Raw genomic sequence first — 26,542 nt, 5'->3', positions numbered from 1 at the left:
ATATTGGAGGCTATTGGGCGAGGCCGCGGCTTTGGACGGCGCGCGACCAGTCGAGCGAAGCCGCCATGCCGGGCGACATCGAGGCGGCGAGCACATTCTCGATGAAGGCCGTCTTCTCGATGATCTGCATGATGGCACCTACCCGCAAATGGGTGTTGGCCTGCCGGTCAGCGAGGCTCTGGCGCACGGCGTTGACCTGTCCCTGCCACATCGCGATCTTGGCTTCATCGGCGCCGATGAAGCTCGACATCGAACGGCCGGCTTCGCCCACGATCCGGTCCAGAACGGCAAAGAGCAGATCGACGCTCGCAATCTCGGCCAGTGTTTCGCGATCGTCGGTCGGCATGCCGCGGCCATAAGCCGCCTGTACGGTCAATATCTTGTAGAGCGGGATCGACGCGACCTGGAGCAGCTCCTTTTGCGCTTCGCTTATCGCGCTATCGGTCCGGATGGCATCGACCATACCCTCGATAAGCGCGGCGACCCGTGGCCGCAGCGCCTTGGAGGTTGGGAGACTGAGCGTTTTGAAGGTGGGATTGAGACATTTATCGGGCTCGTCGCATTCGAATATCCTGACTGGCTGGCCTTGCGTGCCATCCAAAAGCGCGGTGACCAGCGTCGATGAGGCATCGCCTGCAAAGGGAATGAACTTGCCCGGCTCTTCATCCTTGGGCGGCACATAGATGATCGTGCCGATGAGCGTCATCGCATATTCGGCAAGCTCGCGGTCGAAGCTGCCACCCGGCGAAAAGAAGGCGGACTTTTTAAGGATCGTCCAGGTGTAGTTGCGCGGGACCCCGCTGTTCACATCATCATATTTGCCCGCACCCTGTTCGGTTGTGCTGGTGCGTTGGCCGCGCGTTCCGCAGCCATGTTTGGCCGCAGCATAGTCGGTGAAAATCCCTTCAGAATTGCCGATGGCCTCACAGATCGCCTTGTCGGCAAGATCGCCCTTTGGCCAGATGCCGCCGACCAGACCTTGGGCCATCTCGCAGCTGTTGATGTTGAGATTGTTCATCAGCTGCGCCTTCTGGCTGAACTCCTGCATGATCTTCGAGCATTCAGGACAGACCGTGTCGATGGCGAGACTGAAGGCAAAACCGACCGCATTGTTGGCAACGGCTTTGAGCATCGCAACGATCTCGCTTGCGTTGATGAAGCTGAAGCTGCCTGCGAAAATATCGATGCCGCCGCAGCCGGCGCGGGCGCGCGGCAGCTGCAGATTGGCGATGTTCGTGGTCTTTTGCGGGAAACGCGTCCAGACGTTACCAAGGCTGTAATAGCCTGCCGACTGGCCCTGATAGGCGCTTGGTCCGTTGATATTGGCAGCGCCCCCTACATCGTTGAGGAACGAATCCATCGAGCTTCCGACATCGGCGGAAACGCTTTGCAACGGAAGCGTGCAGGCAAGGAGGAGGGCAATTGTTCGTTTGAACCTAATAATCATGTCCGGCTTCCTTTTGCGTGAGGAGATAGATGCGATCCTGCAGTTCGTCGGCGGACATCACGCCGTAGCCGATGGGAATGGGGCGGCCCTTCAGGGCGTCCCAGAGCACAACGGCCGGGGTCACCTTGGGCTCAAGCCCCATTTTGGCGCGCTGGTTGGTCTCGACGACATAATCGGGAAATTGCGCCGAAGGGCCGCCATCGGTAGAGATCGCGCGCACGGTCATGCCCCAATTTGTGGTAACCGACCGGACAATCGGCGACATCACATTGCAGGCAGCGCAGCTTTGCGCGAAGAAATAGAACAGTCCGTAGCGTTTGGAGAGATTGGCCATGACGGCATTGCGTTCGGCAGTCCTTGCATCCTGCCACTGGCGCTTGCCGAGCGTTGAAACCGGGCGCTGCAGCGTATAGTCAAGACCGGGGTCCTGCCAGATCGCCCGTTGCCAGACATCGCTGAACAGCGAAGCTTGATCGAGCTGCGCGCGCTGGAAGCGGATATAGGCGGTAACATTGGCAGGGCTTGGTTCGAGGATCGCGCGTGCCTTGAGTTCGCGCAGCTCTGCGGTGATCGCATCGAGCCGGGTGACGGCGCTCTCCAATGGAAGGGTGGGTGATATGGTTTCCGGTTCTGCTTTTGGCTTTTCGCAATAGAACCAGTAGCCGAGCTTGCGTTCTTCACAGTAGAATGCGTCACCTGCCTCAGTCGTTTGGCGAGAAGGCTGCGGGACCTGTGCCAATGCAGCCGACATCGCTGATGCTGCGATTGTCAAAGCGAGGAGGGCTTGGAAGCTATGCTTTTTAACGACTTGAATTTGCATAATAGTCCTCGATTTTCTGCTGGATGGCGTTTGCGGTCTGGAGCTCGTCGGGCAGGCGGGCTGCTTCCATGAACTCGGCATAGACTTCGGAGAAATCCATCTGGCTGAGATCAAGCCGGGAGAATTCATCGATGGTAAAACCAGCGCAGCTTTCGGTCTTTGGTTTGCCCCAGGGCTTGCCCAGCTGGATGCGGCCCTGTTCCTGCAGGATCCGCGACAGCTTCGATTCAAAGCAGCAATAGACCTTCTTCTTGGTGAGGCAGACGCCAAGGAAAGAGTCCGAGCAATAGCTACCGACATAGGCGCAAAGGCCCTTGGCATCGCGCTCGTGGAGCAGCAGTTCCTGCGCATTGCAGCCCAACGCGACCAGCAGGCTGATGCCGGGGATGAGCGGGAAACCTTTGCCCTTGCAGCAATTGAGGACGCCAAAGACTTTGGACGAGCAGGTGCCGCGTTCGCCCTTGAACAAGGTCAGCGTATCGGGATCAAATTCGCGATTGGCCTGCGCCATTGCTTCCAAGGCAACAACGGCATCCTTGAATTCGTCATTGGCTTCGCGCTCAATGGTCTCGCAGCTTCCATCGATACAATAGACATCGGCATCGCAGATGAACTGGTTTGAGGTTTGCGGCGCATCGGGAAGCGGGCAGTCATAGACCCTTTCCCAGGTGCGGCAGGGCTCGTCCGTTAGGCAATCCTCGCGCACCAGAGTGCACCCGGCTGTGGCCTCGATCGTCTCGCAGTCCTGTGCTTGTGCGAACTCCGAACAAGTGTAGCGGCGCTCCCATGCCCAACATGGCTGGGTGACCGAGACACCATTGACGATCCGCGTCACGGGATCGCTGTCGGTGCAGGTTTCTGCGCTCTGCGTGCAGTTGCTGTCCGATGCTAAGCCCAAGCATTGGTTCTCGTTGCGTACTGCCGTCACAGCATTCTGCGTGGTTGTAGCGCGTAGCGTTGCGCCAGTCACTTGAGACGGACAGCTCAATATGCTGACCGGTTCGCCAGGCTCGATGCAGTAGCGCTCGCGCAGCGGACCTATTTCCCATACAAGACAGACGCCGGGGCGTGTTCCGGTTTCGATGCACTGCCGGTTTTCGAACAGCGCACAATCATCGACACGGTTAAAGCGGTCGGTACCCGCAGCGCTGCACCAATAGGTGTAGGCGGTGGTGGGAGTAACGGAAACTTCGAGCGGAATCTTGCAGCTTTTCGTTACCTGCGTTGCGGTGTAGCCCGTGTTGCAGGTCGCCATATAGCGGCCATTGCTTGCCGTAGAACCGGGCAAGGGAACGCAGCGTCCTTGCGTGCCGGTCACCGACATCCCGCTGGTATAGTTCAAGGGATCGTCATTGATCGCTTGGGCACGCGCGATCGTCGCATCAAGATCCACAGGCGCAAAACGTGCGCGGGTCACTTGCGACGACCGCATGTTCCGATAGCCTTCGTGGGCATCCGCTTGCGCCGCTGCGCTTGGCGTTATGGCATCGGGATTATCGTACATGACTGTTTGCGAGGGATAAGCTTCAAAATTGGGCAAGCGCTGCGGGTTTGGCGTAGTTGTCGCCGCATCCTGCGCTGCCTTTGCTTTTTCGCGTCCAAAGGCCTTGCCTTCAGCTTTGGCAGCAGCGGTTTGTCCCTGTGCGAAAGCCGGGACCGGAAGCGCTGCCATCAGAGCGGCGCAGAACAGCTGCGCGCAAAATATGCGGTTATGCGTTTTCATGGCGTATCGCCTTTCAGCCGGTCGAGATGGAGCCGGGCGATTTGCGCGCCCGGGCCGCCGCCGTCGGCAAAGCGCTGGAGCGCATATTCGGTCGTCACATTGCCGCTCATCCGGTCGTGCGGCGGGACGCTCGTGCGGCAATCAAAGCCATCGCAGAGGTCAAAATCGCTTGCGGTAACGACATAGGCCGGCACGCTTTCAATCGAAAAAGCGCTGAACAAGCGGGGGTCGATACCCACGGCTTGCGATGCGGTTTTGCCCGCCAGTGCCTTGCCGATGCTTTGGGTGAAGAGCTTGGCGCTGCCTTGCGGGAAGCCGCGAAACACCACCACGCCGCCGGCACGGGGAACATCGGCGATCATCTTGGCAAGGGCTGTCGTTGGCATTGAGAGCGAAGCAAAGGCAATGAAACGCGGTGCTTCACCCAATCGCGCGTCATCGAATGTAGCTGTGTCTGCCACCAGTGTGTCAAAATCAAAGGCTGCTTTGCTGGGCTCAGCAGATGCAGCGCGCACGGCCTTGGCATAAGTGGCACCGTTGGCCTTGCCTGCTTGTGTGCTTTGCTGCGCGTCGGCCGCCATGTCCTGCGCACGCTGTCGGGCGGTTGTGGCAAGATTTTGTGCATCCGCTGATTGTTCTCGGGCCCGCGCGCGGATCGCTTCAAGATCGATGTCCTGGTCGGCCGTTTGTGCCGCAAGCCCGGCAAAGGCGGACACGGCCAATACAAGCGTAGCTGCGAGCGGAAGCGCGGAATGTCGGGAGAGAATTTTCATAGGGCACAACAATTGCGTTTGCGCCAGACCAGATAGCCCATATCCTCGCCGATGGCGGGTGTGACCTGTCCAGCTGACATGAAGGTGGTGGAGGCGCCGATGGGCGCGCAGGCATAGCGGCCTTTGGTCAAGGGATTGGGGTTGGTGGGCTGGAAGCGGTATTGCTGCTTGCGCATCACCGGCATCAGATATTTGCCGCACAAGCCCTTCGAACCCATCGTTCCCCAGGACACCAGCTCGCGGTGGAGCTTATAGGCAAAGCGTGACAGAGCGAGCCGCGATCCCTGGACATGGCCGATCGTCGCCGAGACATTGCCGTTCAAGGGATACATGCTGCCCTGGCAACCCGCGCACCAGAAAAGTTCATCGACCGGAAGCGATGTGGTTGCGCGCACACAATCGGCAGCACAGGCGGCAAGCGCGAGCGGATTGGCGAACAATACCGCCTCGGGATTGATGATCGCAGTGAGTTCGCTGTCCTGCCAGAGCGGATCGATCTCGGTGATATAGAGGATATCGATCGAACCTGTTTCGAGGCACAGGAAATCTGCGACAAGCTCCATCCAGTAAATGAGCGGATAGGCGTACCAATGGATATGCCATTGCGAGTTATATTGGGTCGCACCGCCGACGGCCGATGGCCCGGCCATCGTCTTGAAGCCAATGTCGAAACCGGGATCGAGCTTCATCCCGCCCAGATTGACAAAGCACCAGGGCTTCATCGACACATCAGCGAGCCGCACCGGTTCCCAGAAACCCATCGCGATCCCGGGTCTTATGCCGCACAGACAGACAGGAAGATCGGGATTGTCGGGATCTGGACGGTTTGATGGCCATATCTTCAATGCGCCCACCGAAATCGGGAACAGGCACGACCAGCAGATGTCGGTGATCGGGTTGACAAATTTACCCGTACAACGGCCTGGTCCTGCATCGGCCGAAACGGGCGTCGCCGACAGAGCGAGAAGGCTCGATGCCAGAAGAGCAAGGCCCAGCTTTTTGAACCAGCGGGTCATGACGACGGACTCTTGGTTGTGGGGAGGGGCCATTCGGTGACCCGCAGCGCACGTCCGTCCTGCTCGACCGTTGCAGGGGTCGCCCTGATCCCGAAATGCGCGACGAGCTTACCGCCCTGGTCGAAAAAGAAGCGGCGTTGTCGCTGGCGCATGAGCTCCAGTGGCGCACCGCGCACCAATATCAGCTTTGCCGCATTGGGTTTGAAGCGCGCGATTGCCCAGGCGATTTCGGCAGGGTTGTCGCCATTGAGGAACAGGAGGGGCATACGCAGCGGGATCGTATCCAAAGGATTGACGCGCGTACCCGCCGCCATGATCACGCGCTTCTTGTCGTCAACGATATCGCGATCGATGGCGATGGTGGGATCGAAGCGCCACACCCGCATTTTTTCGGCAAGGCCGATGCCGGCAACCGGCTCTGGCCGGTTGACCCGAGCGATTGTCCGGCGCTTCAGCTCCTGGTTGAGCCGCGCGGTTTCGCCGCTTGCTTCGAGTTGCCCCAGCCTGGTGCGGATCGCCTGCAGCAAATCTGCCTCGATGACCGGATAGACCGTACCCTGCTGGCCATAGTCTCGGGCCGCCACGGGCGCGCATAAAAGCGCGGCTAGGGGCAAAATCACATATCTCACAATATCGCCCTCCCGGTGCCGAGGACGCGGTTCCGGCAGATCCAGCCGATCGCACCGTAGCGGCTATCAAAGCCGTCCTTGTGGGTGGTGGCGACAAAATAGCAGCCGTGCGGGATTTTACCCGTAGGCCCAAGCGCCAATTTCTCGCCTTTGCGGCTATGGGTCTTGGCGCGCGCGACAAAGCGGCCATTGACGAAGAAATTGCGCGCCGACTCGGTGACGACATCGCCGCCAACACCCAATACCTCCTTGCCGAAGGCCTGGGGTTTGGTGCCAAAATGCGCTTTCAGCAGTGCCGAAGGTGGCGGATCGAACAGGATGATGTCGCCGCGCACCGGCGTTGCGCTCCGGTCGAGCCAGATCGCCCAATAGGGAAGGCTGGGCGAGGCATTGATCATAAGCGCATGGTCGCGGCCAAAGGCTGCAAGATTGCTCAAGGTGAGCGCAGCGCCGCCCAATGCCGCCCAAAGCAACAGCCTATTGCGCGTGCGGGGACGCGGCTTGTTGTCAACGTTTGCCATGGCTGCTGTCCTTCGGTGCAGGCGAAGCCAGACGGCGTTCGACATCGGCGCGCACGTTAGCCGTTAGATCAGGCGCGCTGCCTGCGACCACCGCTTCGGCGACGAGAACGGTACGGCCTTCCTTTGCGAGCCTATCGACTGACATTTCGACCGCCTTCAGATAGGCTTCGACGCGTGCCTTCATGACTTCAGGCGGATTGCCGCTCCGGGCTTCGGCTTCGACGAAGCTCCCCATCATCCCGGCAAGCTCGACCGTGACAATCTCGCGCTTGCCAAGCCCGATGAGTTCGGTGGTGGCCCAGCTCGCCCAGAGACCCGCAATCGCAATGCCTGCGAAATTGGCGAGGGTAACGAGCCTGTATCCTGCGAACCGGCGCTCCAGTGGGGTCGGTTCTAATGTTGCTGATATGTTCTCCATTTCATTGTTCCTTGGGCGCGAGTGCGTTCGCCACATCCGCGACAAATTTGGGGGTGCGCAGAACCGCAATGAGTGTGAGGGTCACAATCAATGCGGTCTGGATGTCGCCGACAAAAGCCATTTGGCGTGCGCTGTCGGCATCGAGGAAACGCGAGGCCAAAAGCTCGAGCATCATGAAGAAATTGGTGAGATCGCCGCCCGAGATCGCGAGGAAGAAGAGCAGCGGCAGGCCGAGCATGATCATGAAGTTGGTCGCGGTGAAGGCACAGCCCTTGATGAAAATATAGCAGCCATCGGCGAGCAACCGCATCGCCTTGCGATGGCTTTTAGGAATTCTGGGGTGTTTCGCCGCCGCGTCCTGCGCTCGGTCGATAGGAGTAATCAAGGTCAATGACATGGAAATCAGATCCTTTCGGGGGTGTTGGAAAAATGGTCGGGAAAGGCGATGCGCTCGATCGCATCGGCAAGCGCATGGCCGCGGGCTAGCTCGCCATCGATGGCGGCAAAGGTTGCAGGCGAACTTGAAAACAAGGTTGCCGAATATTGGTCGAGCACAAGACGCCCAATGGCTTCGGTTTCCGGACCCTTGATGAAGACTTCGGAATAGGCACTTCCTGAACGCTTGAGGCTGCGGATCAGCGTTTCGGTCTTGTCGTCCATGTCGAGCCGTGCGGCGCGCTTGAAATCGGCGATAGTCTCGGGCTTTTGCTGGAGGATGAGCATCCAGTCGCTATTCTCGAGCGCCGCTGTTGCCCCGTCAGACTTGTAATAGTCATTGAGCGACTGGGTTGCGGTCGCGAGCGCGCCGCCATATTTGCGGCAGGTGCGGGCATAGGTCTCGACAAAATCGCCCATCGAGCCGCCCTTGAGCATGCTCCAGGCTTCATCGATTAATAGCAATTTACGCGTCGAACGCGGCGTGCGCGTCATCGCCTGGCTGGTCATGAACATGATGGCTGAAAGGACGACGCTCCTTAGATCCTCGCGCGTTGCGAGATCAGACATCTCGAACACGGTAAAATCATGGGTGAGATCGAGGCTTGCTTGCCCGGCAAAAAAGGCGCCATAGCTCCCGCCCGACATATAGGGCGCGATCGAGACTGCTAGATTTTCTGCAATCGGATTGGCGGTTGCAACGAGCGCGCCGGCAATGGCGTCGATCGAGCCCTGACTGCCATGCGCGTCCCAGACCTTCATCATCGCCGCATCGATAAAGCCGCGCTCGGCGTCGGATAACGGGACACTATGCCGCGCCATCTGGCCGATGATCGCCTTGACCATCGCAAAACAGTCGAGGCGGTAATCCTCATCGTCCTGCGCGCGGGCCTGATCGATCATTGAGAAGGGGTTGAGGCAAAAACCTGCGGCGAGCGTGAATTCGACAAAGCGTCCGCCTTGCAATTTGACCGAATGCTCGAAGCTGCGACCATCATCGATGACAACGACCTGCGCGCCCGAGCCCCGCAGCGCCGCGCACATTTCCTGGAGCAGGACCGATTTCCCCGAGCCCGATTTGCCGCATATCGCGACATTGTGATTGCCAGCCTCATTTTCGAAGGGCGACCAGAAAAAGGGCTGGCCCCGACGGCCGACGAACATCAGATGCGGGAGCGGGCCGCCCAGATATTCGCCCTGCATCGGCGCGATATTGGCAGCGGTCGTTGAAAGCAAAGTCTTCATCCGCCTCAGCCTTTCCATGTCTTTGCCGAGCCCGTCGGCGAGCGTCAGCGGCATCGCTGCAATCAGCCCCTGGATTTGCAGAAAACGTTCGTCGATGAGGTCCCAGCCTGCCGCCTTGTAGATCGACTTGATCGCGCGTTCGTTGCGGTCGGCATCGCCCAAGGGTGAGAAGGCCGTGACGCCGTAGAAAACGCGGACTAGCTTGCGACCCTCCTGCAATTCTGCCTGTACATGACTCCATTCAGCCGACTGCTCGGCGATCTTGGGCAAGAAACGTGCGCTTTTTGTGCCGGCAAGGCTTGTCGTGCGCATGAATTTGAACCCGGCCTTGGCGGCCGCTGCTTCCTGGTCCGGATAGACGAGGCAGAGCATGGTAGCGGCAGGGCAGGGGAAGCGCAGCTTGTCGGTGAACAGATCGCCGATCAGCCGTGCGCATTCCCACGGCGCCCAGCGCGATGGCATATTGCGCACGCCATAATGGCGCACGTCGAACATATCGGGGTAGACAGTGCCAATCTCGGGAACGCCCTTCGACACCCGTCCGGTTGCGCGAAAACGCTCGGTTTTGAGCAACATGCGATCTTCGAAGATTTGGAGTTCGATATCCCCGCGCACCGCCTGGTCCGCTATCGGGTCATGCGGATTGTAGCTCAACGCATCATCCTGCGGGGCTGTGGTCGGCGAGGTCAGGTCATCGATCAAGGCGATGAGCTGAGCAGGCGCGATTTCGGTGACCCCAAGATCGAGCGAACGCAGCATCGCCATCATGCCGTCGCGTGTCTGGGTCAGCTCCTCGATCGTTATCTTGCTCGACGAGGGCACCCCCAATGACAGGAACAATTGGTGATGCCTTGTGTGGAATGGTGCATCGTCGCAGCCTGAATTCCAGACCAGATCATAGAGCCGTTCGGCACGGTGCCGCGCGATCGCTTCATAGACGCCGCCCTGTTTGTAGCGCGGCGCAAACCAGGGCGCGACGATGCGGCTGATCCGGGGCGAAGCATGATGCAATATCTGGAGGCAGGAGCCTGCCGGCAGGCCTTCTGAAAAAAACTGCCCCAATATCTCGCCGGTACGCTCGTCGGCTCCGATGAGCGGGGTCACGCCGAGGATGAAGCCCTTGGACCCGCTGTTATAATAGATGCGCGAAGCCGGATCAAAGGCGCGGTAAGGCAACCAATCCGACAACATGTCGAGCAACAGCGCGCCGTGCGGTGCTTCAGGACTTTGCGCATCGCCGAGCAGACCTTCAAGCATACGGTCCTTCAATTGGCGTAAGGTGGCGCCCATCATTGAGGCTCCTTCTTGGCCTTGGCTGCATCGATTGCATCGGCGTCGGGATAGACGAGCGGCGCTGGTTCAGGGGATCGAGGGGTCCGAACATGGGAGGGGGAGGCCATGTCGAACCCCTCGACTGCCGGCGGGGTGGCACCGGCAACTGCCTCGCGCGCCGTGGAGGGGAGAGCCAGCGGCGAGGCCAAGTGGAAAAAGGGATCGTCATCAAAGGGTGACGCGATTTCGGAAGTGCGAGTATGATCCGGGCTGTTCGTTGCTGAGGGCAGCGCGCCAGCATCTGGCTGAGCTTGCGCGTCCAGCACATGGCGTGCGACGGTATGAAGCGCGCTCTTGTTGCCGCTGCGCTCAGGGCGGCGCAAACGCGCGGCCCATTCGGGCGGCTCTGCGACAATCCAGACCACCGCTTCTTCGTGCAACAGGCCTTCCTCATCGACATGCGCAGGGATCACCACGCGCAGGATGCGCTCGTCCGTGCGCCTGGTATCGCCCGGCAGGGCCGTCTTGCGCACGGCTTTGGGGACGAAAGTCTCATCGTCTGAAAGGTCGGCTATGGCCTTGGCATCGATCACCCGCGCGGGTGGGCATTCGGTCGCGCTCGCCTTGGAGCCGGCACGGCAGGCAAAGTCGCCGGCAATATTGCTGCCAAAGGTGGCGCATCCGCCAAGCAGCGGGAGGACGAGCAAAGAGAAATACGGGAAGCGCATGCGATCAGCCTTTCGTGGATGCCGGAATGGCCTGGGTCAGGAAGGCCTTGAGTTCAGCTGCAGGCCGATAGCCTTCGAGCACCGCGCCATCTTTTGGCCGGACGATCACCGGCGTGCCGCCAAAGCCATATTTCCTGGCAAAGGCTTCATTGGCATCGAGCCCATTGGTGTCGCATGGCACCGAACCTACAAAAGACGCGCCGGCATAGGCTTTGTGCAACGCGTCTTCCGGATTGATGGCGCACAGCACTTTCTCGGCGAGTTTGCGGCTCTCTTTACCGAAAATCGAAATCGGCCGTTCTTCGACGCGGGCGCCAATGGCCTGGAGTTCCCCCGTCAGCCGCTTGCAATAGTTGCATGCAAAATCGGAAAAGATGATCGCTTTCGGCCCCGACGACGGACCCCAAAAAATTGCGCCTGTCGGATCGAGCCCCGCAAGCGATACATTTTTGGCGGCGCTGGGGCGTTCGGACCCCTTTTGTTCCTTATCTGGCTCTGCCCGGGCAGCCCCTGCCGCCAGCATATCGGGATTTAGAGCGAGTAGGCGGGCTGCAGTCAGATCCTGACGCGCTTCCATGTCATAGATGCGGCCGATGACCAGATATTTGGCCTTTTGATCGGTGTAAAAGAGCGTCGTTTTCGAAGCGACCTCGCACAGCCCTGCAAGGCCCCTGCAGTCAATCGCATCGATCGGCGTTTTGGGAAGCCGCAGCTTGAGCGCAGCGCGCACCTTGACGACGTCGGGGCTCTGCTTGGCTTGGCCAGCAAGACTGGCAGCGGCCCAGCCGGTGGCGGATGATAGGGCAACCAAAGCAAGTGCATAGCCCGCAATCTTGAGACCGGTCCTTTGCGGTTTGGGCTCGGTAATGTTCATTTGGAATTCCTCACATAGACGCCATCGAGAAAGACGATATCGACCTCGATACCCGTCGGCATTTCGACAACTGGCTGATATTGCTCGGCGCGTTCGATCAGATATTTGCTTACCGTATCGGCAGCATCGCCCGCACCCTGGCCCAGACCGCCACCCAATATGTCGCTGCCTGAGAGTTTGGAGCGGCTGCCATCGGCATTGGTCGTAACCCCTGAAAAGATGCTGTTGGCGTTGGCTGAAAATCCGCGCCCGAAACCGCCGACAATCCCTGCCAGCAGCGCCTGGGTCACAAGGCTGCCTTCGCGGCTCACCACACGTCCCCGCACGCCCGATTTACCGGCAAAGCTGATAAAGCCTTTGACCTCGGAGACAGCAACGCCGCCGCCCGGTTGATCGCAGGTCATCTTGGCGAGCTTCACATAGACCTTCTCCGAAGAGAGATCGCCGCGCGCTGCACCATTGACCACGCAGCCGGTCAGCCGCGTTGTCAGCAAACGGCCATTGTGCATGACTGAACGGGCAGGGCCAGTAATCCGCAACACAACAGGAAGCGGGTCGGTTTGGCTGGCAACGCCTGCCGACGCATCGACCCCGACAATCACCTTGGCGGGGGCATAGCTGTTGGGCGGAAGATAATCGGGGGAGTCCTCGATCAGCAGTGCGGGTACATCGGGCCTCGCAGATTTTAGTCCGCCTGCGCCCTTGTCCGTGCCGAAGCTCACCAGCTTGACCTCGGCAGGTGAAAGCCCCGCGATGCTTGCATCGGATCCCGAGCCTGTTGGACCTGAAAGCGCGCCACCCTGCCGCCGGGCATCATAGCCGCCTGCCTGTGGGCCATAAGCCGGGACAGGCGGTGGCGGCGGCGCAGCCGCTGTTGCAGCCAGCTGGCCTTTGAGCTGGGCGTTTTCAGCCGATACCGCATCGATCGCTGCCTGCCCGTCGACGCGCATCGCCTGGTTCTCTGACCTAAGCGCTGCCAGCTGCGCATCGATATCCCCGCGGGGCATCCCGGCTTCTTTCAAAGCCTTTTGCTCGCGGGCAATCGCATCGAGGCGGTTGCCATAAGTCGCAACAAATTCACGTTGCGAGAGATTGCGGTTGACTAGGCCGGTCGTATCGATTGTCTGCGCGCCGCCATCTGCGGTCGTTGCGGGATCCTCAGCGGATCCAAACATATACCAGCTGGTGCCAGCAAGGAGGACAGCCGCGATGCCTGCAAGCAGCATCTGCTGGCGCTTGGCTGTGCGTGCATTGAGGGTCGCAAGATCGGCTTTGACAGGCACTGCGCGCTCAGGTGCAGCCTTGCTTTCATTTTGCTCGTTCATGGCTGGCCTTCCGGGTTGGTGCCAACGACATAGGCGGTCGTGCTGGCATTGGGGGCAAGGGACGGAGAACCGCGTGCCACGCGTCAGCGTTGCCTCATCCTCGATGTTGCGAATCCAGCCACGTACGCTGACCTTCTCGTCGCTGGACATCCAGGTCAGGCTGAGGTCAGTCTTGTGGAAATTGTCCTGCACACCGAAGAGAAGAGGATCGTCCGACGTCCGGTAACCACTGTTGAAGTAGGTGGACACCATCGGCGTCAGCGAACCCTTGTCGCCAAGATCGATTCGGTAGCTCGCAAAGACTGTAGCTGTGAAATCGGGAGAATTCGCGACCTGGAGACCGTCAAGCTGGAAAGCGGTAAACTGCCCGCTCGCATTTGCGCATCAGCAGCGCGTAAATGAGAACAATGTCGATTTGAACCGCAACTTCATTGCTTTCGACCGAATCCCAGATAATCACGGCTATCATGAACTTCATCCATCGTTGATGCTCGATGAGTGGAGTGATGCTGCCTTTGAAACTGCATTCGACTCTATGGATGCCTTCAGGCATCGTCATGGGGAGAAAGCCTTTTCCGACGCATTTAACGGCGGGCAATACGCGCACGACGACGGAATATTTTTTGGCGGTCGAGAGCCCCAGTGGTCCAATAGAGTATTTCGTAAAATGCTTCACGAGGCCATCGGCCCTTTAGCGGATGTTCATTTTCTAGACATTCATACTGGTATCGGAGCCTATGGACGCCCATTTCACATAAACTTCGACAAGCCTGGCACTAGATCTCGAATGTTGACTGAGGCGGTGTGGGGCTCGGATGTATTTTCTAACAAGGAATCTACTCACACGGCGTTTGCAAGCTACCAAGGACTTTTGATGGATGCGGTGGTTGCCCGCGACCACTGGTCCCTTCCAGGACCGACCAAAGCAGGTTGATCCGATCGCTGCGGTTCGGGATGGACCGGCGCCGCAGGCTGGCGGTACTGTCGCGGTTCTTGCATTTCCGGCACCTGCAGATCCAGCGATTACCGCGCGCCGTGCGGGTCAACTGGTTGATCTGGCTGCGGGGGATCAGGGACTTGAGCTACCAATCCCAGGAAACAAGGCGCCAGTTGTCATCGATTATCAGCTCGACGCCCCCACCGAATTGCGATCAGCCACACTGGCATTCGACAGTGGCGCTACGCTGTTCACGGCGCCTCGCTTCCGTGCGCGATTGGAAGTTGCATCCGTCGATGGGCAGTTCAGAAAGGTTGCCGACTTTCCAGCCGGCGTAACACCCCAGTATTCCGTCGCCTTTCCAGCCGTCCGGGCCCACGCGGCAAGAATTGTAATCGAGCAGCAACCACCTGCAGGGTTGAGCTTCAAGCCCGTCCCGGGGGCCATCGCGGTCAGCGTCGGGAGCCTCGGTGCCAAACCGATGGATCGTTTGCGTATTGACGAAATCGTTTTGTCCGGACGGGATCAAGTTCATCGTTGGGAAGAGAAGGCTGGCTTCGAGGCTGCTTTCGATTACTTCGCTCTCGACAGCCACAACAATGCTGTCCGAGGGGTGGATCCCGCCAAGGTGATCAACTTGACCAGCCACTTGCGTCCGGATGGAACCCTGGATTGGACGCCGCCGCCCGGACGATGGCAGGTGCTGCGTCTTGGCTGGTCTTTGACCGGTAAGGAAAATCACCCTGCGACGGTCGAAGGCACCGGTCTCGAAGTTGATAAATACGATGCGGCAGCAGTACAGCGCTACATCGATCAGTACCTTGCAAGCTATGACAAGGCTGTGGGGCAAGAGCGGATTGGCAAGAATGGCATCAGGGCGTTCTTGAATGACTCGATCGAGGTCGGACCGGCGAACTGGACTCCAAAGCTGATAGATGAATTCAAGCGGCGGCGCGGATACGATCCAGTTCCATGGTTGCCTGCGCTCACGGGCGTCGTTGTGGATGATATGGTCCGTAGTGATGCTTTTCTCTATGATTTCAGACGAACTTTGGCGGACCTCATTGCCGAGAACCACTATGGGGTGATCGCCCGAGCGGTACGGGAGCGCAATCTGCGAAGCTATGCCGAAGCTTTGGAGTTCGGTCGACCATCGCTGGGCGATGATATGGCCATGCGATCGCATGCTGATGTTCCAATGGCAGCCCTGTGGACATGGAATGAGGACGAAGATGTTCGGCCAGTCTACCGGGCCGATATTCGCGGTGCGGCATCGGTTGCGCATATCTACGGCCAAAACTTTGTTGCGACTGAAGCGCTGACATCAGCTTGGGCGCCGTGGGCTTTCGCGCCCAAGCATCTTAGGCCAATGATCGACTTGGGCTTTGCGCTGGGAATGAACCTCCCTGTGATTCACACGAGCGTCCATCAACCCGTTACAGAGAAGGCCCCAGGGCTTTCGCTGGCTATTTTCGGTCAACATTTCAATCGGTTGGATACATGGGCTGAACAGGCCGGTCCCTGGGTCAAGTATCTCTCCCGGACTTCCTACCTGTTGCAGCAAGGGCGAAACGTGGCCGGCGTGCTCTACGCCTATGGTGAAGAAGCGCCGCTTACTGCCCTTTATAACAAAGGAATGCCCCAGGATGTACCGGTGAGCCATGACTGGGATTTTGCCAATGCCGATGTAATTCTAAACCGTATCTCGGTGCGAGATAATCGCATAGTTACATCCAGTGGCCAAAGCTATGCGCTGCTCTGGCTGGGCGGCCAGTCCAGTCGCATGACGGTTCCGGTCTTGAAAAAGCTCAATGAGCTGGCGGACGCTGGAGCGCGAATTGGTGGCATTCGTCCGGAGCGCAGCCCCAGCTTGGCTGATGATCCTGTAGAAGTGGAGCGACTGGCTGCGCGGTTGTGGTCGAGTGGTGCCATTGTTGCTGGGGCTACTGCAGAAGAAGCCATGTCTAATCTCAGCCAGTCGCCTGATTTCCTGGCTGAAGGATCAGATCACATTCTTTTCAAGCATCGCCGCACAGACGATGCTGAAATCTATTTCCTCACGAATCGTTCCCGCATCAATCAGAATTTTATTGCGCGATTTGGGACAAGCGGCCGCATACCCGAACGCTGGGATGCTGTTACGGGCAAGGTTTCAGCCATGACCTGGCGCCAGGACGGCGGTACTACCTTGGCGCCGATCGAGCTTTTGCCGGGACAGTCCACATTTATCGTCTTCAGAACTGGTTCCAAGGAAACTGGACGAACCGCGCCCGATGCTAGGCAGCGAACCATTGCTGAGTTCACCGACGGTTGGCAGCTTCAGCTCGGCAATCAGGCGCCTTTCGAAACCTCAGTCGGAAGCTGGACGCAAGTCGAGGCAGGTCGCTACTTCTCCGGAACGGGAAGCTACTTTCGAACGATCTCGATCCCTGCGAAGCAGAGTGGCGAGCGGCTTTGGCTCGATCTGGGTGAAGTCGGAGATCTAGCGGAGGTTCGCATTGACGGGCGTGTTGTCGGGACTGTCTGGTGTGCGCCATGGCAGATCGAGCTGCCGGCTGATCTTGCTCCAGGGAAACACCGGTTGGAAATCCGTGTTACGAACCGTTGGGTCAATCGTTTGATTGGTGACGCTCAACCCGACACAGTACGCGTCAGTTTCACGACAGTTCCGACCTATCGGCCGGATGCGCCCGTGCAACCATCCGGGCTGCTGGGCGCGGTGAGGCTGCTCGCAAAGTCTGCCCAGCCGACCAATGCCCAAGGTCGCTGAACAGTTCTCCAGATTGACCAGATAGGAAGATCGAAGATGCCCAATCGACGCGAAACTTTGCTTGCAGGCCTTTCCCTAAGCCTTGCTGCCAGGATCGGTTCGGCCCATGCCCGTAGCGCACCGGCAAAGGTCAATGCCTTCAAACCTGGCCAACCCTGGCTGGATACCAATGGGCAGCCCATCCAGGTGAGGGGAAGCTCTATCATCAAGGTCGGTAATAGGTTTTATTGGTATGGCGAAAACAAGGAACGCACGACAGGCAAGGATCGCGTTTGGCACTGGGGGATGCGCATGTATTCGTCAGTCGATCTTTATAACTGGGATGATCTTGGCACGTTCATTCCGCCGGTCATCGACGACCCGAAATCATCGCTTCATCCGTATCAGTTCGCTGATCGACCGCACATCCTCTTCAACAAGAAGACCGGGAAGTTCGTCTGCTGGATTAAGTATCTATCGGAGCAGTTCCAGACCCGCACGATCCTGACCGCTGACAAGATTACCGGACCATATCAGATTGTGGCTTCGAATGTGTTGCCTCTAGGAATGGGGGCTGGCGATTTTGATCTCTTCACCAGTCCTGATGATGGCAAGTCCTATATGGCGTTCGAGCGCGTTCATAGCGAAATGATCGTCGCGGACCTAGATGACAGCTATACTGGACTTACTGGATTCTACTCGACCCATTGGCCTTATCCTGGACCGCCGCATACGCGAGAGGGCTTGGCCTATTTCCGTCGGGGCGAGAAGCACTACATGGCAAGTAGCGGTACAACCGGTTATTTTCCAAATCCTTCGAAGGTTGGCGTCGCGCAGACTTTTCATGGACCTTGGCAGGATTTAGGTCCACTGGACCGAGGCGACAGCAGTGAAACTTCTTTTAACTCGCAGATCAGCTCCGTGTTCAAAGTGCCCTTCAAAAAGGATCTCTACATAGCGATTGCTGACCGATGGTTCGGTACTATTGACGATCCGGAGTTCGCCGATGGCACTCTCTCGCGCAAAGTCCGTAAGGCGTTCGAGAATCATTTCATCAAAAAGAATCGGGATGCAGAAGACACCGCCATTCTCAAGAAGTGGGGTCGCCTCAACATAGATACATCCCGCGCCACTCACGTCTGGCTTCCCGTCAAATGGGATGGTGATCGGCCGTGGATTGAGTGGCGTGACAGTTGGTCACTTGATGAATTCGAAGATGCTTAAGGCGATGCAGTTTGGCATTTAGTGCAAGCAACAACGACAAAAATCGAAAGCTACCTAGAAAGCTACCTAGCGAAAATCCCATCAGATAACGGGTAGAAAGGAGCGCCAGAACTTACTGGTCAATATAAGAAAAATGGTAGGCGCTGAGGGGGGCGAACCCACGACCTGCTGATTAAGAGTCGGATTTTGGTTTGACGGAAGAGATTAGACTGTCGTGACCAGGTTTTCCGTACTTATTCCGTACGCTGTATACTGGGGGTAGCTAAGTCATTGAAAAAATGGCGCACCCAAGAGGATTCGAACCTCTGACCTCTGCCTTCGGAGGGCAGCGCTCTATCCAGCTGAGCTATGGGTGCTTTATCGAACCGCGCGGTTAGCAGGAGCATCGCGCAGTCGCCCCCCTTTTTTTGTATAAACGGCGTTGCGTTCGCCGCCCGCCTTGTCATTGCGGCAAATCAAAACGTGAAAAATTTAATCGCGCGATTAAATTGCGCTTGACTCACCGCCCAGCCCTGTCAACTTTCATCCAAAGCAAGTGGAGAGGCTGTCATGACATTGTTCGAAATCCCCAAGGAAATTACCGATTATCTAGCCGAGCTGGATGATTTCATCGAGCGCGAGATTGTTCCGCTGCAGAATCAGGACGATAATAACCGCTTCTTTGACCACCGCCGCGAATGGGCGCGCACCGACTGGGACAATGACGGGCTGCCGCGCAAGGAGTGGGAGCAATTGCTGGTCGAGATGCGCCGCCGCGCCGACAAGGCTGGGCATTATCGTTTCAACCTGCCTATCGAATATGGTGGCAAAAACGGTAGCCATCTGGCCATGGCCTGCATCCGTGAGCATCTGGCGCAAAAGGGGCTGGGTCTGCACAACGATCTGCAGAATGAAAGCTCGATTGTCGGCAACCTTGTCCAACCACTGATGGTTCGCGATTTCGGTACACCCGAACAAAAGGCCGAATATATCCCCGCAATGCTTGAGGGGCGCATGCGTTGCACCTTTGGCCTGACCGAAGAACATCATGGTTCGGACGCGACCTGGATGGATACCCGCGCGGTCCGCGAAAAGCGCGATGGCGTCGATGGCTGGCTGATCAATGGCAACAAGATGTGGACCACGGGCGCGCACCATCATTCGCACTGCATGGTCTTTGCCCGCCACAGCGGCAATGATGGCGATGCCAAGGGTATCGGTTGTTTCCTTGTGCCCGCCGACACGCCGGGTTTTGAGGTTGGTGAATATCTCTGGACGTTCAACATGCCGACTGACCACCCGAAGGTCGCGCTCAAGGATGTCTGGATTCCGGAATATATGGTGCTGGGTGATCTCGACTATGGGCTCGCTTTGGCACAGCATTTCGTTCACGAGAACCGCATCCGCCAGGCCGCGAGTTCGCTGGGTGCTGCACAATATTGCATTAACGAAGCGGTGAAGTATGCACGCGAGCGTAAGCCCTTTGGCAAGCCACTCGCGGTCAACCAGGCGATCCAGTTTCCGTTGGTCGAGTTGCACACCGAAGCGGCCATGCTTCGTCAACTGATCTACGCAACCAGCGCCCAGATGGACACAATGCCTAAGCCCGAAGTGGCGAAGCGGCTGTCGGATGTCATTTCGATGTGCAACTACCGAGCTAATCGGTTGGTGTGCGATGCCGCTGACCGGGCGATGCAGGTGCATGGTGGCGTCGGCTATTCACGGCACAAGCCGTTTGAACATATCTATCGCCACCACCGCCGCTATCGCATCACCGAAGGAGCGGAGGAAATCCAGATGCGCAAGGTTGCCGGCCATTTGTTTGGCTTCATGAGCAAGGGTTAGTGGGGTAAGGGGGCTGATGCAGCAGGCACAGGATTTTCAGGACGAGAGCGAGGCGATTTACACCTTGCTCTCGCCGCTTTCCGACGAGGACTATGCGAAGCCGACCTTGTTCAAGGGTTGGACCATCGATGAAGTCCTGCGCCATTTGCATGTCTGGAATATCGCTGCTGATCTGGCACTGAGCGACGCGGAGGCTTTCCGCGCCTTTCTGGGCCAGATGGCAGCAGGGATTCGCGGAGGAAGGCTTCCCGATTTCGAGAAAGTCTATCTTGACGGCCTTTCCGGCACCGCCTTGCGCGATGCCTGGATTGCTCAGGTTCGCGCGATGACACCGCGTTTTTCCGACGCCGATCCCAAGGCTCGGGTACCTTGGGTTGGCCCGGAAATGAGCGTGATCAGCTCGATCACTGCGCGTTTGATGGAAAGCTGGGCGCATGCGCAGGCGGTATATGATGCGCTGGGCGTAGAGCGTGTCGATGCCGACCGGATCGGCAACATCGTGCGGCTGGGCGTTAACACCTATGGCTGGACCTTCAAGAACCGCAAGGAAGAGCCGCCCGGGCCTATGCCGCGGTTGCGGCTGAACGCGCCTTCGGGTGCAATTTGGGAATATGGTGAAAGCGATGATTTGATCGAAGGGAGTGCCAGCGAATTCTGCCAGGTCGTCACCCAATGCCGCAATATCGGCGATACCTCGCTGTCGGTGCTCGGCCCCATCGCAACCCGCTGGATGGCGATAGCGCAATGCTTTGCTGGGCCGCCACAAGATCCGCCACCGACCGGAGCGCGCCACCGGGCGTAAATTCGATTGCGTTCTGTCGACAAGGTTCTGGACCCTTGGCGCGAATTCGCTAGAGAAGCGAACGATGGACGACAACGCGCCAACCAATATTCGTTACAAGCTTTCCCGAAGCGCCGGTGGCCTATGGGAAAAGCTGCAAGTCTATTGGGAAAGAAAATGGTTCCGCTGGGGTAGCTATGCCTTGGGCGGCTTGCTGGTCGGTTATATCCTCTTATGGGCTGTGTTGCTTCGTAGTCTGCCGGACGCCGAGGCGCTTGTTGAATATCAGTCGCCACTGCCAACCGTGGTGCGCGACGTCGATGGCGAGCCATTCCACAGCTATGCCCGCGAACGGCGCGTTCAGCTCGATTATGCCGATTTCCCGCCGATGCTAATCCGTGCCTATCTGTCGGCGGAGGACAAGAATTTCTTCAGCCATGGTGGGATCGACTATATCGGTATTGCGGTTGCGGTATTCGACAACCTGACGAGCAGCGGCCGATCACGGGGTGCATCGACCATCACCCAGCAGGTGGCGAAGAATCTGCTGCTGACCAACGAATATAGCTATACCCGCAAGATCAAGGAGGCGATCCTCGCCTATAGGATTGAGAACGCGCTCAACAAGCAGCAGATCCTCTCGCTTTACATGAACGAGATTGCGCTTGGTCGGCAGGCATTTGGCGTGGAGGCGGCTGCACAGGCTTATTTTGGTAAGAGCGTCGATGCGCTTGAGCTGCATGAAATGGCGTTCCTCGCAGCCCTGCCCAAAGCACCAGAGCGCTATAGTCGTGCTGAACATGAGCAGGCCGCGATCGGCCGCCGCAACTGGATCCTTGGCGAAATGGTTTCGAATGGTTGGGTAACTCGCGAGCGTGCGGAGGCTGCCAAGGCCATGCCGCTGGGATTGATCCCCAGACAGGGACAGCAATACAAAAATGATGGCGGGTATTTTGCCGCAGAAGCCCGCCGCCCGTTGATCGGGCAATTTGGTGAAACCGCAGAAAAAGGCCCTTACAGCGTTTATGCGGGCGGACTGTGGGTGCGTTCGTCGATGAACCCTGAATATCAGGAACTGACGTCCAAGGCGCTGCGCGACGGCCTGTTGCGCTATCATGGAGGGCGCGGCTGGTCCAAGCCGATTTCGACCATCCCGATGGACGACGGCAAATGGCAATCGCGGTTGGCCAGTTCGAACATTGGCATCGGTTACAGCAACTGGCGCATCGCAGTCGCCATACGCAAACGCGCCGGCGGAGCGGAGATCGGATTTGCCGATGGTGATACCGGTGTCCTGAACGTTGCCCCAGCCGCTCTGAAAGCCGGCGATATCATAGCTGTAGCTCCATCGGGCGGACGTAATTACCAATTGCGGACCGTTCCTGAAGTTGGCGGCGGCATGGTTGTGCAAAATCCGGTCAATGGGCGCATATTGGCCATGCAGGGCGGTTTCGACTCGCGCATTTCGAGCTTTAACCGGGCAACGCAGGCTCAGCGGCAGCCCGGGTCCACGATCAAGCCATTCGTCTATGCGACGGCGTTGGAAAGCGGAATGACGCCTGCGTCTATAATAGTCGACGGGCCCTATTGCGTCTGGCAGGGGGCATCGCTCGGTCAAAAGTGCTTCCGTAATTTCAGCGGCGGTGGGGCCGGGCCTCAGACCATGCGCTGGGGGCTTGAACAGTCGCGCAACCTGATGACGGTGCGTGCCGCCAATGATGCTGGCATGGAAAATGTCGTCAACACATTCAAAGCGGCAAGTATCGGCGATTATCCACCTTATCTTTCTTATGCGTTGGGTGCTGGTGATACGACCGTGTTGAAGATGACCAACGCCTATTCAATGCTCGTCAATCATGGACGCGAACTGAAGCCTACGGTGATCGATTTCGTGCAGTCACGCACTGGCAAGGTGATTTGGCCGAAAGACTGGAAGGCCTGCGCAGGCTGCAACATGAAGGACTGGGATGGAAAGCCCATGCCGCGCTTCAAACCGGGCGGCAAACAGGTTATTGATCCGGTAACAGCCTATCAGGTTGTCCATATGCTGGAAGGTGTCGTGCAACGCGGAACGGCTACTATCCTGCGCGATCTGGACCGACCGCTGTTCGGCAAGACAGGGACTACCAATGGCCCGACCAATGTGTGGTTCGTCGGCGGGTCCCCCAATCTGGTCGCGGGCGTTTATCTGGGCTTTGATCAACCGCGGAATATGGGCGGTTATGCGCAGGGTGGCTCGATTGCCGCACCAATATTCAAGCAGTTCGCGCGGCAGGCCTATGTCGGCTTGCCCAAATTGCCTTTCACCGCGCCCAACGGCGTGCGTTTGGTGCGTATCGATCGTAAGACCGGGAAGCGTGTTTATGGCGCTTGGCCAGATGATGATCCCAAGGGTGCGGTAATCTGGGAGGCCTTTGCTGCTGAAACAGAACCCAAACGGTCGATCCGTCAGGATGAACTGGAAAAGCGCGGCGATAAACCCAAGAAGAAGACCGAGGCCAAAGCAGATCAGGGCGCTGATAGTGGTCCGGGCAGCGCACAAAGCAGCGCGCAGCGCGACCAGGAATTCATGACAAAAGAAGGCGGAATCTACTAGATTCGATCTTCGAAAACGCCATGATTTGGGCTTCCGGTTTACCAGTCGTTAAGCATTTTTCTTCAATAAATCCTGTATGAAAATGGGGCCGCACCCTGATTTGGGAATGGAAGTAATGAGCATCAAATTGGGATTTATGAAAATGCTGGCGCTGGCTTTTGCCGGCAGCACCGCTTTGTCGGCCACGCCGTCCTTCGCCGGATCCGTTCCTGCAATGGCTTTTGCAAATTCGGTTGTCCTGACCAGCGAGGCCATGATCGAACGCACCGAAGTTGATGCCAATGGCAAGGAAAGCCAGACGCTCAAGCAGCCCAAGGATGTTATCGTTGTGCCGGGTGACCGGGTCATTTTCACGCTGCGTTACGTCAACAAAGGCGCGGAGCCGGCAACGGGTTTTCGCGCGACCAATCCTATGCCTGGCCCGGTACAATTTGTTTCCGTTGCAGAAGATTGGGCAGAAGTATCAGTGGACGGTGGGGCAAATTGGGGCAAGCTTGCCGATCTGAAAGTGGCGGCCAAAGCTTCAGAGGGCTCCGCCGCTACGCTTCGTCCGGCGACGGCAGAAGATGTTACCCATGTTCGCTGGGTGTTCACGGCACCGATCCCGCCGGGTGCTGAAGGTTCGGTTTCTTTCCGCGGGCTGATCAAATAACTGCAACAGCCCGATTTGATTAAACATTGGCGAAGGAATGTCTCGCGCTGGCACAGCGCGGGACTTGTTGTGTGAAAACAACAGGATTAATGTATCGGAACTGGCTGTTAACCCTCTTTCGGGCTGGATTTGCGCCGACGCGCGGAGCAACCTTGGCGGCAACAGCATATCCGGAGCATTATATATGCAATTCAGGGCAAATAATTTTCGATCCGCTTTGGCGCTTGCGGCTATTGGCACGTCGATGCTTTCGCTATCCGCATGCGGGAGCAACGAAGCAGGTGGTGATGATGTAGCTGCGCTCGATGAAAAGCTTGTAGGCAAGGGATCGGACCCGGCAATGACCGGCGCCCTGCAGGACAAGATTTTGGTAGACCCTGATCTCGCGGGTAAATCCAATAGCAACATGGTTCGTTCCGGCGACCGCCCGCTTGACGGCAAGACGCCATCCGACGCGGGCTATGAAGGATCGACGGCTTCGGCTGAGGAACTGAATGGTGCAAAGCTGATGCGCGCTCCCAAGCCCAAAGTTGTCGGGACCGAGGATTGCAATGATTGCGCCGCCAATCGCGGCGAAACATTGGAAGCACGCGCAGCCGCACAAGGCGCGAAGCGCGGTAAGGGCACCTGCGAAGCCAAGCTGCAATATGGTGCCGGCTGGGCCAACCGTATGCCCACCGAGTTTCCTGTATATCCCAAAGGCCGCGTGAAAGAGGCGGCTGGCGTAGAAGGCGGCATTTGCGATATTCGCGTTGTTAGCTTTACAACTTCGGCAGGCCGCCAATCGGTTGTCGATTACTATTATACCCGCGCTAAACGTTCGGGTTTCTCCGCCGATTATGAAATCCGCGACGGCGAACATATGCTGGGCGGCGTACGCGACAATGATGGCGGCGCTTATGTTATCACACTGACGGCGCTTAAGAGCGGCGGCACGGCTGTGGATATTGTGGCCAATAACGGCCGCTAATTTTTAATCTGGTCTCTCGTTCCGAAACGACTTGGGGGGCTTCGGCTCCCCAATTTCTTTTGGGATAGCCCGAATGACGGGGCTAGCCTTGGAAGATTCAGCCGCTAATGCAGGTTTGATGCAGGCCTATATTCTTGTCATGACCGGCGGTGCCATTGGTGCAGCTGCGCGCTATGGTTTGGCGCGCACGATACCGAGCGCATCAGCCGGGTGGCCCTGGCCCACCTTCATCGCCAATGTAGCGGGCGGGCTATTAATGGGTTTACTGGCGGCCTTTATTGTCCGGAACGGCGCGGTTGACGAGAATATCCGGCTGTTCGCCGGCGTTGGCCTGCTCGGTGGTTTTACGACCTTCAGTGCGTTCAGCCTTGAAATGGCGCAGATGGTTGAGCGCAGCGAACTGGCGCTGGCCGGTGGCTATGCAATGGCTTCAGTCTTGATAGCATTAGCGGCGTTGTTTGCAGGGCTGGCACTTGGAAGGGCGATTTTCGCATGAGCAAGGACAGTCAATCGATACGCCGCTTCGTCGTGGATGCCGAAGATGATGGCATACGGCTTGACCGCTGGTTCAAACGGCATTTGCCTGATGCAAGCTTTAACATTGTGTCGCGCTGGGCGCGTACGGGGCAACTTCGGGTTGACGGCAAGCGCGCGGCACCCGGCGACAGGATTGAGGCAGGGCAGGGAATTCGCGTCCCGCCCGCCGAGCCAGTAGCCCATGCACGTCCCAAAAAGGTGCGTCCGCAAGTCAGCGAAGAAATGGCTGCATTCGCGCGGAGCCTTGTCATCCACAAGGACAAGGCGGCGCTGGTGATCAACAAACCGGCAGGGCTGGCGACGCAGGGCGGTACCAAGACGGAGAGCCATGTCGACGGCCTACTCGACGCGCTCTGTTTCGAACTGGAGGGGCGGCCAAAGCTCGTCCACCGGCTCGACAAGGATACCAGCGGCGCCTTGCTGTTAGCCCGCACACCTCGTGCTGCCGCGCATTTTTCCAAGGCCTTTTCATCGCGCACAGCGCGCAAGGTGTATTGGGCTCTGGTGATGGGCGTGCCCGAAATTTACGATGGCTTTATCGATCTGCCCCTCGCCAAACAGCCCGGCACGGGCGGCGAGAAAATGCATGTTGATGAAAAGGAAGGTCAGACAGCTCGGACCCGCTATCGCGTCGTTGAGCGGGCAGGGAACCGCTGCTGCTGGGTCGAATTACAGCCCTATACCGGCCGCACCCACCAGTTGCGCGTCCATATGGCTGCGATTGGCCATCCCATTGTGGGTGACGGCAAATATGGCGGAAAGGATGCCTTTCTGACCGGGACAATCAGCCGTAAAATGCATCTGCATGCGCGGCGTATCCGTATCGACCATCCCGATGGCGGGCATATCGATGTACGCGCCGACCTGCCGCCACATATGGCGGAAAGCTTTGCTGATCTCGGACTAGACATCGAACTGGGCGATGCGCTCGTCCTAGACGAGCCAAAGAAATCCGAAACGCCTGAGGGCAAGCGACGCGCCGCCGCCGCGCGAGCCAAGGACGTGCGCAAGGAACGCAAGGGCGAACGGCGCAGTCGGGGTGAGGT

The 26,542-nt window shown here is 58.1% G+C and carries 24 protein-coding genes and 1 tRNA gene; 10 read left to right on the top strand and 15 right to left on the bottom strand.

From position 1 onward, the window contains the following. Positions 1–10: 10 nt before the first annotated feature. The 13 genes from Q0239_RS03450 to Q0239_RS03390 all read right to left on the bottom strand — a co-directional run bounded on the left by Q0239_RS03450 (position 11) and on the right by Q0239_RS03390 (position 13,226). Entirely contained in the window at positions 11–1,360 is a 1,350-nt protein-coding gene (locus tag Q0239_RS03450; RefSeq protein ID WP_298598452.1) for a conjugal transfer protein TraH, read from the bottom strand. Between the two features lie 76 nt (positions 1,361–1,436). Next, on the bottom strand, positions 1,437–2,198 hold the full coding sequence (locus tag Q0239_RS03445) for a conjugal transfer protein TraF (RefSeq protein ID WP_298598417.1): 762 nt from the start codon (positions 2,196–2,198) through the stop codon (positions 1,437–1,439). 49 nt (positions 2,199–2,247) lie between these two features. Continuing rightward, positions 2,248–3,990 (bottom strand): conjugal transfer protein TraN, encoded by a 1,743-nt coding sequence (locus Q0239_RS03440; protein WP_298598414.1) that lies wholly within the window; start codon positions 3,988–3,990, stop codon positions 2,248–2,250. Beyond that, a complete protein-coding gene (gene trbC, locus Q0239_RS03435) occupies positions 3,987–4,763 on the bottom strand; it encodes a type-F conjugative transfer system pilin assembly protein TrbC (protein ID WP_298598411.1) in 777 nt (258 codons plus the stop codon). Before trbC ends, Q0239_RS03440 begins: the two co-directional genes overlap by 4 nt. Then, positions 4,760–5,779 carry a conjugal transfer pilus assembly protein TraU gene (gene traU / locus Q0239_RS03430; protein ID WP_298598408.1) on the bottom strand — a complete coding sequence of 340 codons (1,020 nt, stop codon included), beginning with the start codon at positions 5,777–5,779 and terminating at the stop codon, positions 4,760–4,762. The genes trbC and traU overlap by 4 nt, the downstream gene beginning before the upstream one ends. Then, the gene (gene traW / locus Q0239_RS03425) at positions 5,776–6,408 is read right to left on the bottom strand and encodes a type-F conjugative transfer system protein TraW (RefSeq protein ID WP_298598405.1); all 633 of its coding nucleotides are present in this window, start codon (positions 6,406–6,408) and stop codon (positions 5,776–5,778) included. Before traW ends, traU begins: the two co-directional genes overlap by 4 nt. Continuing rightward, entirely contained in the window at positions 6,405–6,929 is a 525-nt protein-coding gene (locus Q0239_RS03420) for a S26 family signal peptidase (protein ID WP_298598403.1), read from the bottom strand. Before Q0239_RS03420 ends, traW begins: the two co-directional genes overlap by 4 nt. Next, complete coding sequence (locus Q0239_RS03415; protein WP_298598400.1) at positions 6,916–7,347, bottom strand: TrbI F-type domain-containing protein; 432 nt, start codon at positions 7,345–7,347, stop codon at positions 6,916–6,918. The genes Q0239_RS03420 and Q0239_RS03415 overlap by 14 nt, the downstream gene beginning before the upstream one ends. Position 7,348: 1 nt before the next feature. Beyond that, positions 7,349–7,744, bottom strand: a complete 396-nt coding sequence (locus tag Q0239_RS03410; protein WP_298598397.1) for a hypothetical protein — start codon at positions 7,742–7,744, stop codon at positions 7,349–7,351. Positions 7,745–7,749: 5 nt separating this feature from the next. After that, the gene (gene traC, locus Q0239_RS03405) at positions 7,750–10,317 is read right to left on the bottom strand and encodes a type IV secretion system protein TraC (RefSeq protein ID WP_298598449.1); all 2,568 of its coding nucleotides are present in this window, start codon (positions 10,315–10,317) and stop codon (positions 7,750–7,752) included. Next, the gene (locus Q0239_RS03400; RefSeq protein ID WP_298598394.1) at positions 10,317–11,027 is read right to left on the bottom strand and encodes a conjugal transfer protein TraV; all 711 of its coding nucleotides are present in this window, start codon (positions 11,025–11,027) and stop codon (positions 10,317–10,319) included. The genes traC and Q0239_RS03400 overlap by 1 nt, the downstream gene beginning before the upstream one ends. A 4-nt stretch (positions 11,028–11,031) precedes the next feature. Further along, the gene (locus tag Q0239_RS03395) at positions 11,032–11,901 is read right to left on the bottom strand and encodes a DsbC family protein (RefSeq protein ID WP_298598391.1); all 870 of its coding nucleotides are present in this window, start codon (positions 11,899–11,901) and stop codon (positions 11,032–11,034) included. Beyond that, on the bottom strand, positions 11,898–13,226 hold the full coding sequence (locus Q0239_RS03390) for a TrbI/VirB10 family protein (protein ID WP_298598446.1): 1,329 nt from the start codon (positions 13,224–13,226) through the stop codon (positions 11,898–11,900). Before Q0239_RS03390 ends, Q0239_RS03395 begins: the two co-directional genes overlap by 4 nt. Before the next feature lie 310 nt (positions 13,227–13,536). On the opposite strand from Q0239_RS03390, the gene Q0239_RS03385 reads away from it, so the two are divergent. From Q0239_RS03385 to Q0239_RS03375, 3 genes are read left to right on the top strand one after another with little or no spacing between them, the layout of a single operon-like run. Then, entirely contained in the window at positions 13,537–14,160 is a 624-nt protein-coding gene (locus Q0239_RS03385) for a DUF2817 domain-containing protein (RefSeq protein ID WP_298598388.1), read from the top strand. After that, entirely contained in the window at positions 14,105–16,933 is a 2,829-nt protein-coding gene (locus Q0239_RS03380; protein ID WP_298598383.1) for a glycosyl hydrolase, read from the top strand. Before Q0239_RS03385 ends, Q0239_RS03380 begins: the two co-directional genes overlap by 56 nt. 57 nt (positions 16,934–16,990) lie before the next feature. After that, positions 16,991–18,136, top strand: coding sequence for a family 43 glycosylhydrolase (locus Q0239_RS03375; protein WP_298598381.1), 1,146 nt, complete (start codon positions 16,991–16,993; stop codon positions 18,134–18,136). Between the two features lie 279 nt (positions 18,137–18,415). On the opposite strand, the gene Q0239_RS03370 is transcribed toward Q0239_RS03375, so the two are convergent. Continuing rightward, a tRNA-Arg gene (locus Q0239_RS03370) sits at positions 18,416–18,492 on the bottom strand. A 193-nt stretch (positions 18,493–18,685) separates the two neighbouring features. Between Q0239_RS03370 and Q0239_RS03365 the strand changes: the two genes are divergently transcribed. From Q0239_RS03365 to Q0239_RS03355, 3 genes are all read left to right on the top strand, one after another. Then, on the top strand, positions 18,686–19,960 hold the full coding sequence (locus Q0239_RS03365) for an acyl-CoA dehydrogenase family protein (protein ID WP_298598379.1): 1,275 nt from the start codon (positions 18,686–18,688) through the stop codon (positions 19,958–19,960). 16 nt (positions 19,961–19,976) lie between these two features. Continuing rightward, complete coding sequence (locus Q0239_RS03360) at positions 19,977–20,762, top strand: TIGR03084 family metal-binding protein (RefSeq protein WP_298598376.1); 786 nt, start codon at positions 19,977–19,979, stop codon at positions 20,760–20,762. Positions 20,763–20,826: 64 nt separating this feature from the next. Beyond that, on the top strand, positions 20,827–23,337 hold the full coding sequence (locus Q0239_RS03355) for a transglycosylase domain-containing protein (protein ID WP_298598373.1): 2,511 nt from the start codon (positions 20,827–20,829) through the stop codon (positions 23,335–23,337). Between the two features lie 48 nt (positions 23,338–23,385). Here the strand turns inward: Q0239_RS03355 and Q0239_RS03350 are convergent, their stop codons facing one another. Then, positions 23,386–23,592: a hypothetical protein gene (locus Q0239_RS03350; RefSeq protein WP_298598370.1), complete on the bottom strand. Its 207-nt coding sequence runs from the start codon at positions 23,590–23,592 to the stop codon at positions 23,386–23,388. On the opposite strand from Q0239_RS03350, the gene Q0239_RS03345 reads away from it, so the two are divergent. The 4 genes from Q0239_RS03345 to Q0239_RS03330 form a co-directional block, all read left to right on the top strand. Continuing rightward, entirely contained in the window at positions 23,591–23,989 is a 399-nt protein-coding gene (locus Q0239_RS03345; protein WP_298598367.1) for a hypothetical protein, read from the top strand. The two genes, Q0239_RS03350 and Q0239_RS03345, sit on opposite strands and share 2 nt — an antisense overlap. A 184-nt stretch (positions 23,990–24,173) precedes the next feature. Then, the gene (locus Q0239_RS03340; RefSeq protein ID WP_298598364.1) at positions 24,174–24,959 is read left to right on the top strand and encodes a hypothetical protein; all 786 of its coding nucleotides are present in this window, start codon (positions 24,174–24,176) and stop codon (positions 24,957–24,959) included. Between the two features lie 73 nt (positions 24,960–25,032). Next, on the top strand, positions 25,033–25,455 hold the full coding sequence (locus tag Q0239_RS03335) for a CrcB family protein (protein WP_298598361.1): 423 nt from the start codon (positions 25,033–25,035) through the stop codon (positions 25,453–25,455). Continuing rightward, a partial coding sequence (locus Q0239_RS03330) for an RluA family pseudouridine synthase (protein WP_298598358.1) occupies positions 25,452–26,542 on the top strand: 1,091 nt, incomplete at its 3' end. The genes Q0239_RS03335 and Q0239_RS03330, both read left to right, overlap by 4 nt.

The organism is uncultured Sphingorhabdus sp., assembly GCF_937872355.1.
Taxonomy (GTDB): domain Bacteria; phylum Pseudomonadota; class Alphaproteobacteria; order Sphingomonadales; family Sphingomonadaceae; genus Sphingorhabdus_B.
Note: the sequence above shows the minus strand (reverse complement) of the source record. Positions and strands in the feature narration are given on the sequence as shown.

Coding starts and splice junctions, on each gene's coding strand:
- Q0239_RS03450 (WP_298598452.1), bottom strand. CDS start 1,360: ATGGATTCGTTCCTCAACGATGTAGGGGGCGCTGCCAATATCAACGGA.
- Q0239_RS03445 (WP_298598417.1), bottom strand. CDS start 2,198: ATGTCGGCTGCATTGGCACAGGTCCCGCAGCCTTCTCGCCAAACGACT.
- Q0239_RS03440 (WP_298598414.1), bottom strand. CDS start 3,990: ATGAAAACGCATAACCGCATATTTTGCGCGCAGCTGTTCTGCGCCGCT.
- trbC (WP_298598411.1), bottom strand. CDS start 4,763: ATGAAAATTCTCTCCCGACATTCCGCGCTTCCGCTCGCAGCTACGCTT.
- traU (WP_298598408.1), bottom strand. CDS start 5,779: ATGACCCGCTGGTTCAAAAAGCTGGGCCTTGCTCTTCTGGCATCGAGC.
- Q0239_RS03420 (WP_298598403.1), bottom strand. CDS start 6,929: ATGGCAAACGTTGACAACAAGCCGCGTCCCCGCACGCGCAATAGGCTG.
- Q0239_RS03415 (WP_298598400.1), bottom strand. CDS start 7,347: ATGGAGAACATATCAGCAACATTAGAACCGACCCCACTGGAGCGCCGG.
- Q0239_RS03410 (WP_298598397.1), bottom strand. CDS start 7,744: ATGTCATTGACCTTGATTACTCCTATCGACCGAGCGCAGGACGCGGCG.
- traC (WP_298598449.1), bottom strand. CDS start 10,317: ATGGGCGCCACCTTACGCCAATTGAAGGACCGTATGCTTGAAGGTCTG.
- Q0239_RS03400 (WP_298598394.1), bottom strand. CDS start 11,027: ATGCGCTTCCCGTATTTCTCTTTGCTCGTCCTCCCGCTGCTTGGCGGA.
- Q0239_RS03395 (WP_298598391.1), bottom strand. CDS start 11,901: ATGAACATTACCGAGCCCAAACCGCAAAGGACCGGTCTCAAGATTGCG.
- Q0239_RS03390 (WP_298598446.1), bottom strand. CDS start 13,226: ATGAACGAGCAAAATGAAAGCAAGGCTGCACCTGAGCGCGCAGTGCCT.
- Q0239_RS03380 (WP_298598383.1), top strand. CDS start 14,105: ATGCGGTGGTTGCCCGCGACCACTGGTCCCTTCCAGGACCGACCAAAG.
- Q0239_RS03365 (WP_298598379.1), top strand. CDS start 18,686: ATGACATTGTTCGAAATCCCCAAGGAAATTACCGATTATCTAGCCGAG.
- Q0239_RS03360 (WP_298598376.1), top strand. CDS start 19,977: ATGCAGCAGGCACAGGATTTTCAGGACGAGAGCGAGGCGATTTACACC.
- Q0239_RS03355 (WP_298598373.1), top strand. CDS start 20,827: ATGGACGACAACGCGCCAACCAATATTCGTTACAAGCTTTCCCGAAGC.
- Q0239_RS03345 (WP_298598367.1), top strand. CDS start 23,591: ATGATCGAACGCACCGAAGTTGATGCCAATGGCAAGGAAAGCCAGACG.
- Q0239_RS03350 (WP_298598370.1), bottom strand. CDS start 23,592: ATGGCCTCGCTGGTCAGGACAACCGAATTTGCAAAAGCCATTGCAGGA.
- Q0239_RS03340 (WP_298598364.1), top strand. CDS start 24,174: ATGCAATTCAGGGCAAATAATTTTCGATCCGCTTTGGCGCTTGCGGCT.
- Q0239_RS03335 (WP_298598361.1), top strand. CDS start 25,033: ATGACGGGGCTAGCCTTGGAAGATTCAGCCGCTAATGCAGGTTTGATG.